Origin of the sequence: Cohaesibacter sp. CAU 1516 (assembly GCF_005771485.1) — a bacterium.
GTDB classification, from domain to species: Bacteria; Pseudomonadota; Alphaproteobacteria; order Rhizobiales; family Cohaesibacteraceae; genus Cohaesibacter; species Cohaesibacter intestini.
The window spans coordinates 1-15,630 of sequence record NZ_VANT01000010.1; the positions used below are offsets into that span (position 1 = coordinate 1).

The window sequence follows — 15,630 nt, forward strand, 5'->3', positions numbered from 1 at the left end:
CAACCAAAATCCCAAGCCATACAAATGGGTCAAATCAGCAAGCGAAATTCTCGAATCCGTAAAACGCTTCTGCCAAAAGACCCAGCGACAATTATGACAAGGACTTTCGATTCACATGACTAGCTTTGGCGCTGAGGCATGAGCCTTTCGACTTCTGGCGGGGATGGCGGGAGGACGGATTGCCATTCCTTTTCTGCTGCGCTATGTTGTCGCAGAGAAAATGCTTAGCCGCCCCGGGCGGTATGAGGAGGGACCCATGAGCAAAGAACTCAATCCGGTTATGGATTATGAAGAGCATGAAAAGACCTATGATCTGTTCATTGCCCTTTTCCAGTATGGCACCATTGGCTGTCTTCTGGTGGTCGCTTTTATGGCCATTTTCCTGCTGTAAGCCAGCAGGTTTTCAGTCAAGCCAAAACAAAAAGCGCGCCCGAAAGGCGCGCTTTTTTTGTCTCTGTTCTGTTTCCTGTCCGCGTGATCAAGCTTTGCTTTGGGACCGTAGCTTGCGGGTGCGATTCATGCCGTTGGTTGCCGGGCTGTAATTGGGATTGATGATCCGGGCACGGGAATAGGAATCAAACGCTTTGGAATAGTTGCCGACCTTTTCCAGCGCGATGCCCTGATTGGTCCAGGCGCGATAATTGTTCCGGTCGATCTTCACGGCATTCGAGAAATCCCCCAACGCGCCCTTGATGTCATTTTGCACCAGATAGGAAATGCCACGGGAGTTGAAGGCTTCCGGGTTGGAGGCATCCAGGCTGAGGGCAAAGGTAAAGTCTTCGATGGCCTGGGAATGGTTGCGCTGCTGCTGGAAGATCAGGCCGCGATGATAATAGGCACGCGGGTCACGGGTCTGGGCAGCGATTGCCTGATTGTAATCGGAAATCGAGCGGTTGGCGTCGCCATTCTGGCGATAGATATCACCGCGCCCAATGAGGGCCACGTCATAGGTCGGGACCAGTGCGATGGCGCGGTTATAGTCGGCCAGTGCAGAGGATAGATCGCCCATCTTCTTGTAGACCAGCGCACGGTTGGCATAGGCCTGATGGAAGTTGGGATTGAGCGAAATGGCACGACTGTAATCCTGCAAGGCCAAATCAAACTGACGCGAGCGTCCATAGGCGGTGCCGCGAATATTGTAGGCATTGGCGTCGGACGGATTTTCGGCAATCACCTGATTGAGGGAGGCGATGTTGTCGGCTGCCCCTGCATTGCGGTCAAAATCCTGACCCGTCTCCAAGCCGGTGGTCTGGCATGCTGCCAAACCCAATGAAAGACCTGCGATCAGGAAAAGCTGCTTGAAGTGGCAGATGCGAACCATATTGACAAACCCCGTCGGACGTTCCGGCGCGCCATTCGGGCGCTTTTGACTGTGAATTTCACCTTTTGACAGAATAAACTGGCCAAAATTTGTCAGCCGGATATGTGTGGCATGGTGCGACGCATAAATGCGTGCATATCCATTCCTATGTCAAACGGCTTCGCTTTCAATGCGGCCATTTGCACGGATGTGTCAAGACATAAGTGAACGCAAATGTTATCAGGCCCCGGATTCGGGACCTGACCAACATCAGCGAACTTTGACACAGAGTCACATTGTCTAGCCTTGGAGAAAGGCTGTCTCTGCGCCCGAGCCGACATGCATCGCTCAAAGCAATGCATCATCCCGAAGCGGGACGGAGTCGTGCTGTGAAGGGCGCAAAGTGGTATGGTCTAGCTATCGGAGGGTCAGCCTGTTACGGGCCGCATTTAAAGGCGGCCTGAGGCGACACGATCCTTAGCGACCACGGCCTTTGGAAGGAATCAGACCTTCGCGCTGAAGACGCTTGCGAGCCAGCTTACGGGCACGACGAATGGCTTCAGCCTTTTCTCTGGCCTTCTTCTCAGAAGGTTTTTCATAGAAGTTCCGCATTTTCATTTCACGGAACACGCCTTCGCGCTGGAGTTTCTTTTTCAGCGCCTTCAAGGCTTGATCAACATTGTTATCGCGGACGAGTACCTGCACGCGTCAATCCTTAAGTTCGTGATGTCTGGATTTTCGAAAAAAAATCGGCCACCGCCTTGGCAGCGACCGAAACTTTGGGGCGTTCTATCAGACCGGCAGTGGCTTGTCTATATCCAAGGGGTCGGTTTTGACGAAAAACTGCTAAAAAGTTGCCTTTCAAGCGGCATCAATCGGGGAAATCACGTTGATATGACCCATCTTGCGGCCATCCCGGGTCTCCGATTTGCCGTAGGAATGGAAGGCGGTCGAAGGTTCGGAAAGATGGCTTTGTTGTGCATGGATATCGTCACCAATCAGATTGGTCATGACGCAGTTGCTGTGGCGTTTGGTGGTGCCAAGAGGCCAGCCCGCAACGGCGCGGATATGCTGTTCAAACTGCGAAACAAGACAGGCACTTTCGGTCCAGTGGCCGGAATTGTGAACCCGTGGTGCCATTTCATTGGCGACGAGCCGCTGGTCATGCCCTTCAGGCAGCAAAAACAGCTCCACCGCTAGCACGCCAACATAATTCAGCTTGTCGGCAACCTTCTCACCAATGGCTCTGGCCTCAGCTGCGATAGAATCGCTGATGGCAGCTGGCACCGTGGTGGTGTGGAGGATCTGATTCTGATGGACATTCTCGGCAATATCGTAGGAGACAATCTGGCCCTGCTCATTGCGGGCGGCAATAACCGAGATTTCCCGCTCGAATGGCACGAAGGCTTCAAGAATCGCCGGTTGGTTGCCGATAATATCAAGAGCCGTTCTGACATCCTCTTCGCTCTTGAGGAAAACCTGTCCCTTGCCATCATAGCCGAAGCGGCGGGTTTTCAAGAGTGCTGGCAGGCCAAGGGCCTTTACGCCCGCTTCCAGATCCTGCTGGCTGGCCACATCGTGGTAACCGGCGGTCGGAATGCCTATGTCATTAAAGAAGGTTTTCTCAATCAAACGGTCTTGAGAGGTGCGCAGCACATTGTCGCCGGGCAGGACGGGGAGGCGGGACTTGAGGAACTCGACGGTCGGTGCCGGGATGTTTTCGAATTCGTAGGTCACCCGTTTGACCGACTTGGCGAAGGCCTCAAGGGCGGCTTCGTTCTCATAATCGGCACAGGTGTGAAAGGCAGTCACGTCAAAGGCCGGGCTGTTGGGGTCCGGGCAATAGATGTGGGTCTTGAGGCCAATTTTGCTGGCGGCAAGCGCCATCATGCGGCCAAGCTGACCGCCCCCCAGAATGCCGATTGTATCACCCGGTTGCAGCATATGTGCCTCTTATTGTTTATTGCCGTTTCGGTTTGGTTTGAATCTCATGCGTCTTCGTCGACAGGTTCCAGTGCGATGGCGTCGGACTGGGCCTGACGCCAGGCGTCAAGGCGCTCGGCCAGTGCATCGTCGGTGGTCGCCAGAATGGCGGCGGCCATCAGGCCCGCATTGACTGCGCCCGCCCGGCCAATGGCCAGCGTACCAACCGGAATGCCCGCTGGCATCTGAACGATGGAGAGCAGGGAATCCTGTCCGCTCAAAGCGCGAGACTGGACCGGTACGCCAAGGACTGGCAGGGGCGTCATGGACGCCGTCATGCCGGGCAAATGGGCTGCGCCACCAGCCCCTGCGATGATGACCTTGAAGCCGTCTTTCTTGGCTGACTTGGCAAAGTCGGCCATGCGGTCGGGCGTGCGGTGGGCCGAAATGATCTTGGCCTCATAGCCCACACCGAGGGCGTCGAGAATCTCAGCGGCGTTGCGCATAGTGGGCCAATCGGATTGACTGCCCATGATGATGGCGACAGGGGATGCGGCGTTGGTTCCGGCGTTCGACATGGTCAGATCCTTCTTGCAGACCTCAATAATGTGTCTGCCCGACTTCTGTGGGCCTTAGAAAGCGCGGAGTATAGCCAACTTGGCGTGTGGGACAAGCTGCAAGTTGTGCGCGATCAGGCTGGCATTGCTGCCGAAATGGCGTCACAGGGTATGGTTCTGGGTAGGGCTCTGGGCATCGTTCTGGACATGGTTGTGTCCGGATCAGGCGATAATATCGGGAAACAGCATATTCTCAAGGCGCTGGATGTCGTCCTTCAAAGACAGCTTTTTCTTTTTCATGCGCTGGATGGGCAGGGCGTTGCCGCCGGGGCGCTCCTCCAATGCCTGAATGGCAAGATCTAGATCGGAATGTTCTGTTTTCAGCAGCGCGAGCGTGGTGCGAATTTCTTGTTCTTTTTCAGGGGTCATAATAGTTGGGCCGATCTAATAAATGGTTGTAAATTCAATACATTATCGGGACCTTTTTTGCAAGGCCTTGATTCTGTTCAGAGTGTTTTAACTGTCCAATTGCAAGCCCTTCAAAAGATGCAAAAAGACAGCCTATTCAGACCCGATTTCAGTCGACAGGCTGTAACATCTATGTCACAATTACCATGTCTCAATCGAACCTATGGAGGACTTATATGTCGTTAGATGCACGTATCCAGGAGCTGCAACGCAAGCATGACGAACTGGATAAGGAAATTGAACAAGCATTTACCCATCCTTCCACTGACGACCTAGACCTCGCCGATATGAAGCGCAAAAAGCTGCAAATGCGCGATGAAATCGAACAGTTGAAAGCTGCTAGCTGACCCTGTCGCTCAGTTTGAATGTTGAAGCCGCGGAAAGTGCCCGCGGCTTTTTTGTTGCCTGATTTCCTTGCTGGCTGATTTCGGGGCAAAGCCCACAGATGTGGGCCATGCCATACCGCATCATAGATGTTTGGCCTTGCTGCGCAGGCGGAATTTCTGGATTTTACCGGTTGAGGTGCGCGGCAGTTCCTCGAAAATGATGGTTTTCGGCGCTTTGAAGTGGGCCAGATGTTCCCGACACCACTCGATCAACTCGCCCTCGCTCGCCTCATGCCCTTCGCTCAGCTCGACAAAGGCGCACGGCGTTTCGCCCCATTTGTCATCGGGACGAGCCACGACTGCGGCGGCTTCCACTGCGGGATGTTTATAGAGGGCATCTTCCACCTCGATGGATGAAATATTTTCGCCACCGGAAATGATGATGTCTTTGGAGCGGTCGCGCAGCTGGATATAGCCGTCCGGGTGCATCACTGCGAGATCGCCGGAATGGAACCAGTCATCATAGAAAGCCTGATTGGTGGCACCCTCATTCTTGAAATAGCCCTTCATGACGATGTTGCCGCGGAACATCACCTCACCGATGGTTTCGCCGTCCGAGGGGACAGGCTCCATCGTGTTGGGATTGAGGACCGCAAGGCCTTCTAGGGCCGGATAGCGCACCCCCTGTCGGGCTTTCTTTCTGGCCTGATCTGCCGGGTTCATATCGTCCCACTCCGGCTTCCATTCATTGACCACCGAAGGGCCGTAGGTTTCGGTCAGGCCGTAGACATGGGTGACCGCAAAGCCAGCCTCGGCCATGCCCGCCAGCACGGACTCCGGCGGTGGCGCAGCGGCTGTGATGAAGTCCACCTTGTGCGGCAGGTCGCGCTTTTCATGGGCCGGAGCGTTCAACAAAGTCGACATGACGATCGGCGCACCACACAGATGGGTGACGCCTTCCTCGGCGATGGCATCATAGATCGGTTTGGCGCGCACCGAGCGGAGGCAAATATGGGTGCCTGCAACCACTGAAATGGACCATGGGAAGCACCAGCCGTTGCAGTGGAACATCGGCAGGGTCCAGAGATAGACCGGATGTTTGGCGAGACCGGCGGAGATGATGTTGGCATAGCCCATCAGATAGGCGCCGCGATGGTGATAGACCACGCCCTTGGGGTCACCGGTGGTGCCAGAGGTGTAATTCAGTGCAATCGCGTCCCATTCATCCTGAACACCGGGCCATTTGAAATTGGGATTGCCTTCGGTGATCAGATTTTCATATTCCAACTCGCCCAGATAGAGGCCCTGCTGGGGATGCTGTGGATCTTCATATTGAACGATGATCGGGTCAACACCTGCCAGTTCAATCGCTTCCTTCATTACATCGGCAAATTCGGTGTCGATCACCACCACCTTGCTCTGGGCATGTTCGAGCTGGAAGGCGATGATGGCTGCATCAAGACGGGTGTTGATGGTGTGAATGACACCGCCAAACATCGGCACCGCATAATGCAGCTCGAGCATTGAGGGGACGTTGGGCAGCATGATTGAAACAACATCACCAGCGCGCAGACCACGGTGCATCAAGGCCGAACCGAGCTGGCGGCAGCGGCGATAAAAATCGGCATAATTTGTGCGGTCGCTGCCATAGACCCAGGCCGTATGATCGGGGTGGGTGGTTGCGGCGCGTTCGAGGAAGGTGATCGGGGAGAGCGGCACATAATTGGCAGGCATCTTGTCCAGATGCTGCGAGAATGGATTGTTGGTCATGATCGCCTCCCTGTTTGTCGTCCTGATATGCAGGCCAATGTGAGCTGCTATGTTTGTGACTGAACGCCGAACGGGTGGTGGACTTGGCCCTCCCATTGTCGCTTCAGTCGAACAGGGGTCGACTCCTGTCCTCGCATGTTACGTGCTTTCCTTTATCAAAGCGAAGGATACGGTTTTATTCAATTGGAAATTCGACTTGAAAGCGGGCCTGTTGATGGAATCGGGGCTTTGGCACAAGGGCGTCCGGCGCCTAGAACAGGGACAGGACCCCATCATAGCAAAGCTTGATCGAGACAAGCAGCATCGCGCCATAGGCCAGCTTGTAGAAGAGATTCTGATCGAGGGCGCGGACCAGCAGGACGCCGATTCCCACCCCGATAGGAGCCAGTGGCAGCAAGGTGAGTGTGGTCGTGAGATTTTCGCGGCTGAACTGACCAAGGGCGAAATAGGGGATCAGTTTGACCAGATTGGTGATGGCGAAAAAATAGACCATGGTCGCGGCGAACTGGATCGGCGGCAGACGCATCGGCAAGGCATAGATCTGATAGGGCGGATTGCCCGCATGGGCAATGAAACTGGTAAAGCCCGTCAGCGTGCCCCAAATGGCAGCGGACACAGTGCCGCCCGGTTTGCCGTCTTTCGGTCGGCGCGCCAAAAAGAAATAGTTCAGCACAAAGCCAAGAGCGACAAGCCCCAGTGCAAGGCGGATCACCTCTTCATTCATTTTGTCCGCCAGCAGCCAGCCAAGCCCGACACCGCAAATGGCAAAGGGCAGCATATGAGTCAGGATATGCCGGTTGGCCTTGCCACGATAAACCACCAATCCGATCAGATCCATGCTGACCAGAATCGGCAGCATGATCGCCGCTGCCGTCACCGGATCAATCACCAGAGCGGCGATCGGCACGCTGAGCATGCCAAGTGGGCTGCAAAAGCCCCCCTTGGCGATGCCGGTGATGAGAATGGCTGGCACGGCGAGATAATAGAAGGTTGGATCGGCAATCATTGCTTGGTTTCTTTGGTGTATAAGTGGTTGTACTTATTCGAAAAGAACAAGATGACGGAAAGTGCAGGGCGTGAGGGAGGCATGCATCGGCAGGCAGGTGGATTTGCGCTAAAGCTTTAGTCTAAATTTTCTGGTCTTATGGACCCTTTTTTCTTCGGAATACAGCGAAAATTTCAAGAAATCGCCCGAAAAGGTCAAGAAAAACAGACGCTATCCCTACTTTTGCCCGATAGACCGTCGCAAAGGCGGACGTTATTCATAGCGCCAAAGGTTCAATCGCTGGGAGGCTTTGATGAGCGTGAAATATAGCGACGTGTATAAAGGGTGGAAGCAGGACCCGGAAGGGTTCTGGGCCAAGGCTGCGGAGAAGATCGACTGGTTCAAGCCAGCGGAAAAGATCTTTGATCCCGACAGTGGTGTATATGGACGCTGGTTTGCCGGAGCGGAATGCAACACCTGCTACAATGCGGTGGATCGTCATGTGGAAGCCGGGCGCGGGGCGGACACTGCGATCATCTATGACAGCCCAATCACCGGCACCAAGGCAAGCTACAGCTTCGCCGAGGTCAAAGATCAGGTGCAGGCGCTGGCCGCCGTGCTGAAGGATCGCGGCGTTGCCAAAGGCGACCGGGTCATCATCTATATGCCAATGATCCCGCAAGCCGCGTTTGCCATGCTGGCCTGCGCCCGCATCGGGGCTATTCATTCGGTGGTGTTTGGCGGCTTTGCCGCTAATGAGCTGGCAACCCGCCTGAATGACGCCAAGCCCACGGCAATCATTTCAGCCTCTTGCGGCATTGAGCCGAACCGGACCATCGCCTATAAGCCTCTGCTTGATGAAGCGATTGAACTGGCCGAACATAAGCCTGATAGCGTCATTGTCTTCCAGCGTGAACAGTTGGTTTGTGATCTGATTGACGGGCGCGATGTGGATTATGCCAGTGCCGTGGCAGCTGCGATTGCAGCCGGGACAGAAGTGTCCTGCATGCCGGTGGCAGCGACCGATCCGCTTTATATTCTCTATACCTCCGGCACCACCGGCCAGCCGAAAGGCGTCGTACGCGACAATGGCGGTCATATGGTGGCCTTGGCCTGGAGCATGGAAAATCTCTATGGCATTAAGCCGGGTGAGGTTTATTGGGCCGCGTCGGATGTGGGCTGGGTCGTGGGCCATTCCTACATTGTCTATGGGCCGCTGGTTTATGGTGCGACCACTTTGCTGTTCGAAGGCAAGCCGGTTGGCACCCCTGATGCAGGCACCTTCTGGCGGGTGATTGAAGAGCATGATGTGGTGGCTCTCTTCACTGCGCCGACGGCTTTTCGGGCGATCAAGAAGGAAGATCCGAAGGGCGACTTCATCAAGAAATATGATCTTTCCAAGCTCCGCACCTTGTTCCTTGCCGGGGAGCGTGCCGATCCAGATACGGTGCAGTGGGCCGAGGATATGCTCAAGGTGCCGGTGATCGACCATTGGTGGCAGACCGAAACCGGTTGGGCGATTGCCGCCAATCCGGTTGGCATTGAGCTGCTGCCGGTGGTGCATGGATCTCCGACGGTTTCCATGCCGGGCTATGATGTGCAGATTGTCGGGGCTGACGGCCATCCGGTTGCGGCCAACGAGATGGGCAACATCGTCATCAAGCTACCGATGCCGCCGGGCAACCTGCCGGGGTTGTGGCAGAATGACACGCGGTTCCAGTCCAGCTACCTCGATGAATTTCCGGGCTACTATCAGACCGGGGATGCGGGCTATATGGACGACAATGGCTATCTCTATATCATGTCGCGCACCGATGACATTATCAACGTGGCCGGTCACCGTCTGTCGACCGGGGCAATGGAAGAAGTGTTGGCAGCCCATCCGGATGTCGCCGAATGTGCGGTGATTGGCATTGCCGACAAGCTGAAAGGCCAGTTGCCTGCAGGCTTCGTGGTGTTGAAGTCAGGTGTTGATCGCGCACCGATGGACATCGAGAAAGAGCTGATCGGGCTGGTGCGCGAGAAAATCGGCCCGGTTGCTGCCTTCAAGATCGCTGTCACCGTTGATCGTTTGCCCAAGACCCGTTCGGGCAAGATCCTGCGTGGCACCATGCGCGCCATTGCGGATCATGAAGAATATAAAATGCCTGCGACCATTGACGATCCCGCCATTCTGAACGAGATCGAGGCGGCGTTGCGTGAGCATGGCATTTAACCTCTGTGTGAGAGGTGAAACCAAAAAGGCCGGACTGATGTCCGGCCTTTTTTATATCTTGATGATGGTTGCCCCGGCGCATGGCGCTTGCCTCGGGCAGGCCATATCCTAGTAATCGTCGTCTTCGTCGTCCTTCTTCTCGGACGGCTGGAAATTGGCAAAGACGGAAGCAGCATCCGGGATCTTGTCTTCCTCTTCGGGCTTGCTTTCTGTTGCCTTGAAGTTGCCGAATGGATCGGCTGGATTGACCGTTTCCTCGGTGGACAACAGGGTCTGCTCTTCAAGGCTTTCCGGACGGGCTGGCGCATCAGCGGCGGACTTGCGCACTTCCATATCAAGGTCGAGCTGTTTGCAGATGCCCAAAGTGACCGGATCCATCGGAGTCAGCTGGGCGCTGTTCCAGTGGGTACGGCTGCGGATCGCCTCAATGGTTGGCTTGGTGGTGCCAACGAGACGAACGATCTGGGCGTCCTTGAGCTCAGGATGGTTGCGCACGAGCCAGAGAATGGCGTTCGGACGGTCCTGACGCTTGGAGACTGGTGTATAGCGTGGGCCACGGCGCTTTGGTTCTGGCACGACAACTTTTGGCGCGGCCAGTTTGATCCGGTAGGTCGGGTTGTTCTGGGCGCGCTCGATTTCTTCACGGGTCAGCTGGCCGGAAATTACCGGATCCATACCCTTGATGCCCTGTGCGGCTTCGCCATCGGCAATCGCTTTGACTTCCAGCGGGTGCAGCTTGCAGAAAGCAGCGATCTGATCGAAAGACAGGGCTGTGTTATCGACCAGCCAAACTGCGGTTGCTTTCGGCATCAGTGGTGCATTCGACATGGTACATCCTCATTGTTGCTGGACCTGAATTCTCTTCAGATCAGCCTCTCAAGATTCTTTGAAATTGACAGGGAATGGCGCGACTATACTTGGATTGTCCTCCCGGCGCAAACAAGAAAAGGTCCAGAGCAGGCTTTTGCGCTGGTTTTTCTTCGGAAATCGTCCCGATTCTCTCCCTGTAAGCGCCATTATAGCACCGATATGCGGCGGCGTTGAAGCCGATTGTGTTGGGGGGCAGGCACGGCAGATGAACGGTGGATGGATCAGATATGACAACGGCCGGATGTGGGGCAGTCCCACTCCGGCCATTTTTTGTTATCTTTTTGAAATCGTGACCGAAATTTATGTGTTTCGGTGCAGGGGTCCAATCAGTCGGTCAGACGGATGACGTTCAGAGCCGCTGCGATCTCCTTGAAGACGTTGATCATATCGGAGGTGCTTTGTGGCGTGAAGGCATTTTCCGGCAAGGTGGCGCAGTCGCGCAGCATCTTGGTTGTGGACGAGCCGATATTGCCATAGGCAATGGTATAGACAATGACCTCTTTGTCCTTGGCTGCGGTGCAGGCTTCCAGCGTCCGTTTGTTCATCTCGCTGGTGGTGCTGCCCGAGCCGGAAATACGCCCATCTGCTGCCCAGCCATAGGCCTGATAGCCACCGTAGGTGTTGGCCCCGTCCGACATGACGATCATGAATTTGACATTCTCGTCATCGTCATAGCTTTTGCCCTGAGTGTAAGGCGCTTGCTGGGACAGAAGGCGCAGACCCCAGATGGTGCCCAGATGGATGTTGGTGTTGCCGTTGGCGCTCAGGGAATTGATGTGAGAGCGCACGGTGTTCATGTTGGTTGTCAACGGCAGAATGCGCTGGACATAGCAGCTATAGTTGGGGCCACGGCCCTTGGAGAATTTTTGCTTGTAATACCAGCCATATTTTTTCTTCTCGGTCCATGTCATGCCGCTTGGATAGTCATTCTTTGGCAGATAGTCGTTATAGCTGTTGTCATAACGGTTGTTCGGCTCGCGGGTGTCTGGATAGAAGAAGGGCTGGAAAAAGGTTTCCGGATTGCCGCTTGAGGCTGCGGTGTCCTTGATGTCCTGCGGATGCTTGCGCGCTTCAACACAGCCTTCCCATTCTTCCGCTTTGTAGGTGTATGGGTCTTTGAGGATGCTAAACAGATCAAAGCGTTTCGATTTTGGCGGCAAGTTGTTGCGATGGATCGACGCCGAGGCGTCCTTGTCCAGCCAGCTGCGGCTGGTGTCGTTGGAATCCAGTCGCACGAGATGGTTGAACGGCACGATGCCAATGCTCAGATCTTCGCTATTCTGCTGATTTTCCTCAAGGATCGTGACCAATTCCTTGGCCGCATTCTTGAGTGCCCACAGGCGCGAACCACCCATCGAGCCCGAATTATCAAGCACGAGGGACACTTCGATGCTCTTGTCCGAGGCCACAGCGCTGCTGTCAGCCTTGAAATCGGCTTTTTCCACGTCCGCAAGCAGCATGAAGGTGGTTTTGGTCTCGCCGCTTGCCTGAACGCGCAAGGCATTGGGGTTGCGCTTGATCTCGACGACATCAATGTTGGTCTTGATGCTGTTTGGTGTGTTGGCGGCAACATAGGCGCCGATCATGCTGCGGATTTCGGAATCATTCAGGATCCCGACTTTTTTCACCGCCGCCAGCGTCGCCGCATCGAGGGCCGTCTGAACTTCGGATCGATCCAGAGCGATCCGGGAATAGTCAATCGCCACACCGATCAGCAACAGGATCGGGATGAGCGTCAGGGCAAAAATAATGGCAATGGCACCGCTTTCGTCTTTGGCGAAAGAGCGGCCGGTTTGAAACGGTGCAGAGCGCTGAAGGCGTCTGGCTTTGTTTCTGGCTAAGCGCAGCAAAGATGAAGCAAGCATGGTTCTGGCAGTCCCCTGTTCAAGCAGCAATGCGTGGCGTCTGATGTGCGGCGCTAGAGGAGCGGGCACAAAGGCGCGACAACGGCCAAGCGCCGGGCCCCTGCATCAGGTGGTCCGGACATTGGTCGTCTTTGGCCAATTGAACCGCGGCAGCGTTACCAATTCCTTTCACAAAGCCACTTGTGGTCGCAGAATAGGCCGCTTCCTGTCATTGAGGTGAACAGAGATTTAAGGGAAAGGACGAATAGTCGTCTATTTGCAATCCCGCCGCGGATGAACCTGAAAAATCGGGGCGCGGCGGGCGCATTTGTTTCTGGCTGTTAAGGATCAGCCGGGTCTATTCGCCGGACAGATCGAGCATGATTTTGCCGATATGGGCGGAGCTTTCCATCAGGTGATGGGCGGCTGCGGCTTCCTTCATCGGGAAGGTCTTGTAGATGACAGGCTTGATGTCGCCGCTTGCCAGCAAAGGCCAGACCTTGGCTTTCAACTCACTGACGATGGCAGCCTTAATGGCGTCGGAGCGGGCGCGCAGAGTGGAGCCGGTATGGGTCAGGCGCTTCATCATCAGGCGACGGAAGTCGGCCTCGGCGATGCCCCCTTGCAGGAAGGCGATGGAAACGATGCGTCCATCTTCTGCAGCAATGACATAGTTTTTCGAGATATAGTCACCGCCCACCATGTCGAGGATGACATTGACGCCTTTCTTCTCGGTCCAGTCCTTGATCTCTTTGACAAAGTCCTGATCACGGTAATTGATGGCGAAGTCAGCTCCCTGCTCCAGACAGGCGTCGCATTTTTCCTTGTTGCCGGCAGTCACGGCCACCTTGGCACCGAAAGCCTTGGCAAGCTGGATGGCGGTGATGCCGATGCCTGATGACCCGCCATGCACCAGAAGGCTTTCGCCAGGCTGTAGGTCGCCACGCTGGAACACATTGTGCCAGACCGTGATAAAGGTTTCCGGCAGGGCGGCTGCCTCAAGATAGCTCCAGCCTTCAGGCACAGGGAAGACGCTGCCTTGATGGGCGAGGCAATAGTCCGCATAGCCACCACCGGAGACCAGTGCTGTTACCTTGTCGCCAACGGACCATTCAGAGACATCCTTGCCAACGGCAACAATGTCGCCGGAAACTTCCAGCCCGAGAATGTCGGACGCCCCTTTGGGCGGCGGGTAATTGCCGGCGCGCTGGATGCAGTCGGGGCGGTTGACGCCTGCGGCTTTCACCTTGATCAGAACCTGATCATCCTTCGGGGTTGGGACGGGGCGTTGAACCATTTGCAGATTGTCAGGGCCACCGGGCTCTGGCGCATAGATGGCATTCATCTCGGATGGGTGTGGCATGGGTCACCTCTCTTGTCATGTCTGAACTGGTTCTAACGCAATTGACCGATCAGGGGAAATCCGATCAATGACCTATTGGGTGCAAAAACACAAAAAGAGCGAGCAGGTCTGGGTGAGAAAGGCGGGATTTGAATGGGGTGTGCTGTTTTGCTTGGGCTTCCGTCTGGTTGTTTTCGTTCTTTTGAGCAATTTTTAAGATACGATGTCGTGAAGTCTTGGGTTCATTGCTTTTGTACTGAAGTAATCAAATGAGTTCCTTTGCGTCATGTGTCGAATTTATTCGCATTTTGCTGCATATTAACGCGTTGTTAATCTATTTTTGAGTTAATAAAGGGTGTCCATACTATATGGATGACGAGTGGCTCCTGTCACTCTGTTTGACGCCTCCCTGTTAACTCCTGAGAGCCGCTATGCGGCTCTTTTTTTTGTCTTGGTGGTCTCAACTGGCCTGTTTCCCTCTCGCATCGGTCTGGCGCGGGGATGGGGCTGATTCGTCGCTGCTCGGCAATCAGGTGCCTTTGTCTGGACTGAAACTGTGTTGGTGAAGTTGTGGGATGTGCCAACGGGCAGGTCCGATAGCCACTTTGTTGCCCAATTTTTGCCCCTTATGGGGATACGGTTTTGCAATCACGGGGGTGAGGGGCAGGGTCGGGCAGGAAAAGTTAGGCCGCGCTCATCGTTTCTGCTAGACTGACGGCGGCTCCCGACATGCACCGGTTTCCCATCGCGATGCCCTGGTTTCTGTCAAGGACAAAAGCGGGTTTGGCACGGTTTGTGCTTTGTATTTACGCAAATCACATTCTGCTGCATTGCCTGTTTGAATATGACACAGCGATCATGCTAGGCAAGGCCAGACATTTGGAGGTCACATGAGCGACAAGCGTAGGCAACAAAAAAACACAAGCCCGGTCTCTTTCGGGGCCAAACTGGCGGATTCCGATAGCTTCAAAACCTTGTTCCGGGATGGCATGGCCCTTGTCGAAGAGGCCGCCGACTATCTCGATGGTGAAGGCCGCGCCGAGGCGAAAAGCCTGCCCCGCGTTGCATCGCTTGCCTATGCGACCGAATCCATGCGCCTGACCACCCGCCTGATGCAGATGGCCTCTTGGCTGTTGCTCCAGCGTGCTGTGAATGAAGGCGAAATGAGCGCCGAACAGGCCGGTCAGGAAAAGAATAAAGTGCGTCTGCACGGGCTGACTTCTGCCAAAGACGGTCCGGGCTGGGACGAATTACCGTCGCGTTTGCGTGATTTGATCGAACGCTCCCTGCATCTGCAAAAGCGCATCCGTCATCTCGATGATCTGATCTATTCCAAGAAGGCAGTCGAGCCGGAAGTGGATTCCGAACAGAGCAATCCGGTCGGTGACCAGATTGGCATGATTGCCAATGCCTTTGCGGCCCGGTCCATGGCGGACTGATCGCCACTGCCAGACCGCTCCAGTCGTTCGACCATCCAAAGCGAGTGTCCCGAATGTCGGGCCTCGCTTTTTTCTTGCGCGGGGTTTCTTGCTCGGTTTCTGGTCTGATCTGTGGCCAGACTCTCTGGTTCGTCACTGTCTCACAATCGGAATGGCCCGGTGTGATGGTTGGGAGGAAAGTGATCCAGATTGGAACAGATGGCCAAAGTGGACGACGTCGGTCGCTGGCGTCCGGGCAATAAAAAAACCCGGCGCCAGGCACCGGGTTTGAAAATCGTCCGTGACGACCGGGTCTTACGAGCCCAGGAAGCCGGAGAATTTGTCTTTGAAGCGAGACACGCGGCCGCCTTTGGTCAGCAGCTGGGTGTTGCCACCGGTCCATGCCGGATGCGTAGACGGATCAATGTCGAGATTGATCACAGCACCTTCGGAGCCGTAGGTGGAGCGGGTTTCGAACTCGGTGCCATCGGTCATGACAACCTTGATCATATGGTATTCTGGATGAATGTCTTTTTTCATTTTCAGCGTCCTTAGCCAGGGACCGCGATGGCGCCCGCTCTGAGGCTTGCCGATCTGCCAGATCCAATAAAT

15 protein-coding genes are annotated in these 15,630 nt (G+C 55.2%); 4 read left to right on the plus strand and 11 right to left on the minus strand.

Going from position 1 to position 15,630, the window contains the following annotated elements:
* Positions 1-256: 256 nt before the first annotated feature.
* Positions 257-391 carry an aa3-type cytochrome c oxidase subunit IV gene (locus FDK21_RS18405; protein ID WP_114010835.1) on the plus strand — a complete coding sequence of 45 codons (135 nt, stop codon included), beginning with the start codon at positions 257-259 and terminating at the stop codon, positions 389-391.
* A gap of 87 nt (positions 392-478) precedes the next feature.
* Here FDK21_RS18405 and FDK21_RS18410 read toward each other — a convergent pair whose 3' ends face one another.
* The 5 genes from FDK21_RS18410 to FDK21_RS18430 all read right to left on the minus strand — a co-directional run bounded on the left by FDK21_RS18410 (position 479) and on the right by FDK21_RS18430 (position 4,209).
* Positions 479-1,321, minus strand: a complete 843-nt coding sequence (locus FDK21_RS18410; protein WP_138150395.1) for a tetratricopeptide repeat protein — start codon at positions 1,319-1,321, stop codon at positions 479-481.
* A gap of 456 nt (positions 1,322-1,777) precedes the next feature.
* Positions 1,778-2,005, minus strand: a complete 228-nt coding sequence (gene rpsU, locus FDK21_RS18415) for a 30S ribosomal protein S21 (RefSeq protein WP_114010526.1) — start codon at positions 2,003-2,005, stop codon at positions 1,778-1,780.
* A gap of 156 nt (positions 2,006-2,161) precedes the next feature.
* Positions 2,162-3,244 carry a 5-(carboxyamino)imidazole ribonucleotide synthase gene (locus FDK21_RS18420; protein WP_138150396.1) on the minus strand — a complete coding sequence of 361 codons (1,083 nt, stop codon included), beginning with the start codon at positions 3,242-3,244 and terminating at the stop codon, positions 2,162-2,164.
* A 44-nt stretch (positions 3,245-3,288) separates the two neighbouring features.
* Entirely contained in the window at positions 3,289-3,801 is a 513-nt protein-coding gene (gene purE, locus FDK21_RS18425; RefSeq protein ID WP_114010528.1) for a 5-(carboxyamino)imidazole ribonucleotide mutase, read from the minus strand.
* Positions 3,802-4,002: 201 nt separating this feature from the next.
* Entirely contained in the window at positions 4,003-4,209 is a 207-nt protein-coding gene (locus FDK21_RS18430) for a DUF465 domain-containing protein (RefSeq protein ID WP_138150397.1), read from the minus strand.
* 215 nt (positions 4,210-4,424) lie between these two features.
* Here FDK21_RS18430 and FDK21_RS18435 point away from each other — a divergent pair, with 215 nt between their 5' ends.
* Entirely contained in the window at positions 4,425-4,595 is a 171-nt protein-coding gene (locus FDK21_RS18435) for a DUF465 domain-containing protein (protein WP_138150398.1), read from the plus strand.
* Between the two features lie 120 nt (positions 4,596-4,715).
* Here the strand turns inward: FDK21_RS18435 and FDK21_RS18440 are convergent, their stop codons facing one another.
* Together FDK21_RS18440 and FDK21_RS18445 are read right to left on the minus strand one after the other, a co-directional pair.
* Positions 4,716-6,344, minus strand: a complete 1,629-nt coding sequence (locus FDK21_RS18440) for an acyl-CoA synthetase (protein WP_114010531.1) — start codon at positions 6,342-6,344, stop codon at positions 4,716-4,718.
* Between the two features lie 250 nt (positions 6,345-6,594).
* A complete protein-coding gene (locus tag FDK21_RS18445; protein ID WP_138150399.1) occupies positions 6,595-7,350 on the minus strand; it encodes a sulfite exporter TauE/SafE family protein in 756 nt (251 codons plus the stop codon).
* Positions 7,351-7,642: 292 nt separating this feature from the next.
* On the opposite strand from FDK21_RS18445, the gene FDK21_RS18450 reads away from it, so the two are divergent.
* Positions 7,643-9,544 (plus strand): propionyl-CoA synthetase, encoded by a 1,902-nt coding sequence (locus tag FDK21_RS18450; protein WP_138150400.1) that lies wholly within the window; start codon positions 7,643-7,645, stop codon positions 9,542-9,544.
* Positions 9,545-9,652: 108 nt separating this feature from the next.
* Here the strand turns inward: FDK21_RS18450 and FDK21_RS18455 are convergent, their stop codons facing one another.
* From FDK21_RS18455 to FDK21_RS18465, 3 genes are all read right to left on the minus strand, one after another.
* Positions 9,653-10,372: a cell cycle transcriptional regulator TrcR gene (locus FDK21_RS18455; protein WP_114010534.1), complete on the minus strand. Its 720-nt coding sequence runs from the start codon at positions 10,370-10,372 to the stop codon at positions 9,653-9,655.
* Positions 10,373-10,740: 368 nt separating this feature from the next.
* A complete protein-coding gene (locus FDK21_RS18460; protein WP_138150401.1) occupies positions 10,741-12,279 on the minus strand; it encodes a VWA domain-containing protein in 1,539 nt (512 codons plus the stop codon).
* 337 nt (positions 12,280-12,616) lie between these two features.
* On the minus strand, positions 12,617-13,621 hold the full coding sequence (locus FDK21_RS18465; protein ID WP_138150402.1) for an NAD(P)H-quinone oxidoreductase: 1,005 nt from the start codon (positions 13,619-13,621) through the stop codon (positions 12,617-12,619).
* 869 nt (positions 13,622-14,490) lie between these two features.
* Here FDK21_RS18465 and FDK21_RS18470 point away from each other — a divergent pair.
* On the plus strand, positions 14,491-15,039 hold the full coding sequence (locus tag FDK21_RS18470) for a DUF1465 family protein (protein WP_114010537.1): 549 nt from the start codon (positions 14,491-14,493) through the stop codon (positions 15,037-15,039).
* 294 nt (positions 15,040-15,333) lie between these two features.
* Here the strand turns inward: FDK21_RS18470 and rpmE are convergent, their stop codons facing one another.
* Positions 15,334-15,558 (minus strand): 50S ribosomal protein L31, encoded by a 225-nt coding sequence (gene rpmE / locus FDK21_RS18475; protein ID WP_114010836.1) that lies wholly within the window; start codon positions 15,556-15,558, stop codon positions 15,334-15,336.
* Positions 15,559-15,630 lie beyond the last annotated feature (72 nt).

Excerpts from the sequence above, each read along its gene's own strand:
- FDK21_RS18455 (WP_114010534.1), bottom strand. The coding sequence starts at position 10,372 with ATGTCGAATGCACCACTGATGCCGAAAGCAACCGCAGTTTGGCTGGTC.
- FDK21_RS18430 (WP_138150397.1), bottom strand. The coding sequence starts at position 4,209 with ATGACCCCTGAAAAAGAACAAGAAATTCGCACCACGCTCGCGCTGCTG.
- FDK21_RS18445 (WP_138150399.1), bottom strand. The coding sequence starts at position 7,350 with ATGATTGCCGATCCAACCTTCTATTATCTCGCCGTGCCAGCCATTCTC.
- FDK21_RS18435 (WP_138150398.1), top strand. The coding sequence starts at position 4,425 with ATGTCGTTAGATGCACGTATCCAGGAGCTGCAACGCAAGCATGACGAA.
- FDK21_RS18410 (WP_138150395.1), bottom strand. The coding sequence starts at position 1,321 with ATGGTTCGCATCTGCCACTTCAAGCAGCTTTTCCTGATCGCAGGTCTT.
- FDK21_RS18460 (WP_138150401.1), bottom strand. The coding sequence starts at position 12,279 with ATGCTTGCTTCATCTTTGCTGCGCTTAGCCAGAAACAAAGCCAGACGC.
- FDK21_RS18420 (WP_138150396.1), bottom strand. The coding sequence starts at position 3,244 with ATGCTGCAACCGGGTGATACAATCGGCATTCTGGGGGGCGGTCAGCTT.
- purE (WP_114010528.1), bottom strand. The coding sequence starts at position 3,801 with ATGTCGAACGCCGGAACCAACGCCGCATCCCCTGTCGCCATCATCATG.
- FDK21_RS18405 (WP_114010835.1), top strand. The coding sequence starts at position 257 with ATGAGCAAAGAACTCAATCCGGTTATGGATTATGAAGAGCATGAAAAG.
- FDK21_RS18470 (WP_114010537.1), top strand. The coding sequence starts at position 14,491 with ATGAGCGACAAGCGTAGGCAACAAAAAAACACAAGCCCGGTCTCTTTC.
- FDK21_RS18465 (WP_138150402.1), bottom strand. The coding sequence starts at position 13,621 with ATGCCACACCCATCCGAGATGAATGCCATCTATGCGCCAGAGCCCGGT.
- rpmE (WP_114010836.1), bottom strand. The coding sequence starts at position 15,558 with ATGAAAAAAGACATTCATCCAGAATACCATATGATCAAGGTTGTCATG.
- FDK21_RS18440 (WP_114010531.1), bottom strand. The coding sequence starts at position 6,344 with ATGACCAACAATCCATTCTCGCAGCATCTGGACAAGATGCCTGCCAAT.
- FDK21_RS18450 (WP_138150400.1), top strand. The coding sequence starts at position 7,643 with ATGAGCGTGAAATATAGCGACGTGTATAAAGGGTGGAAGCAGGACCCG.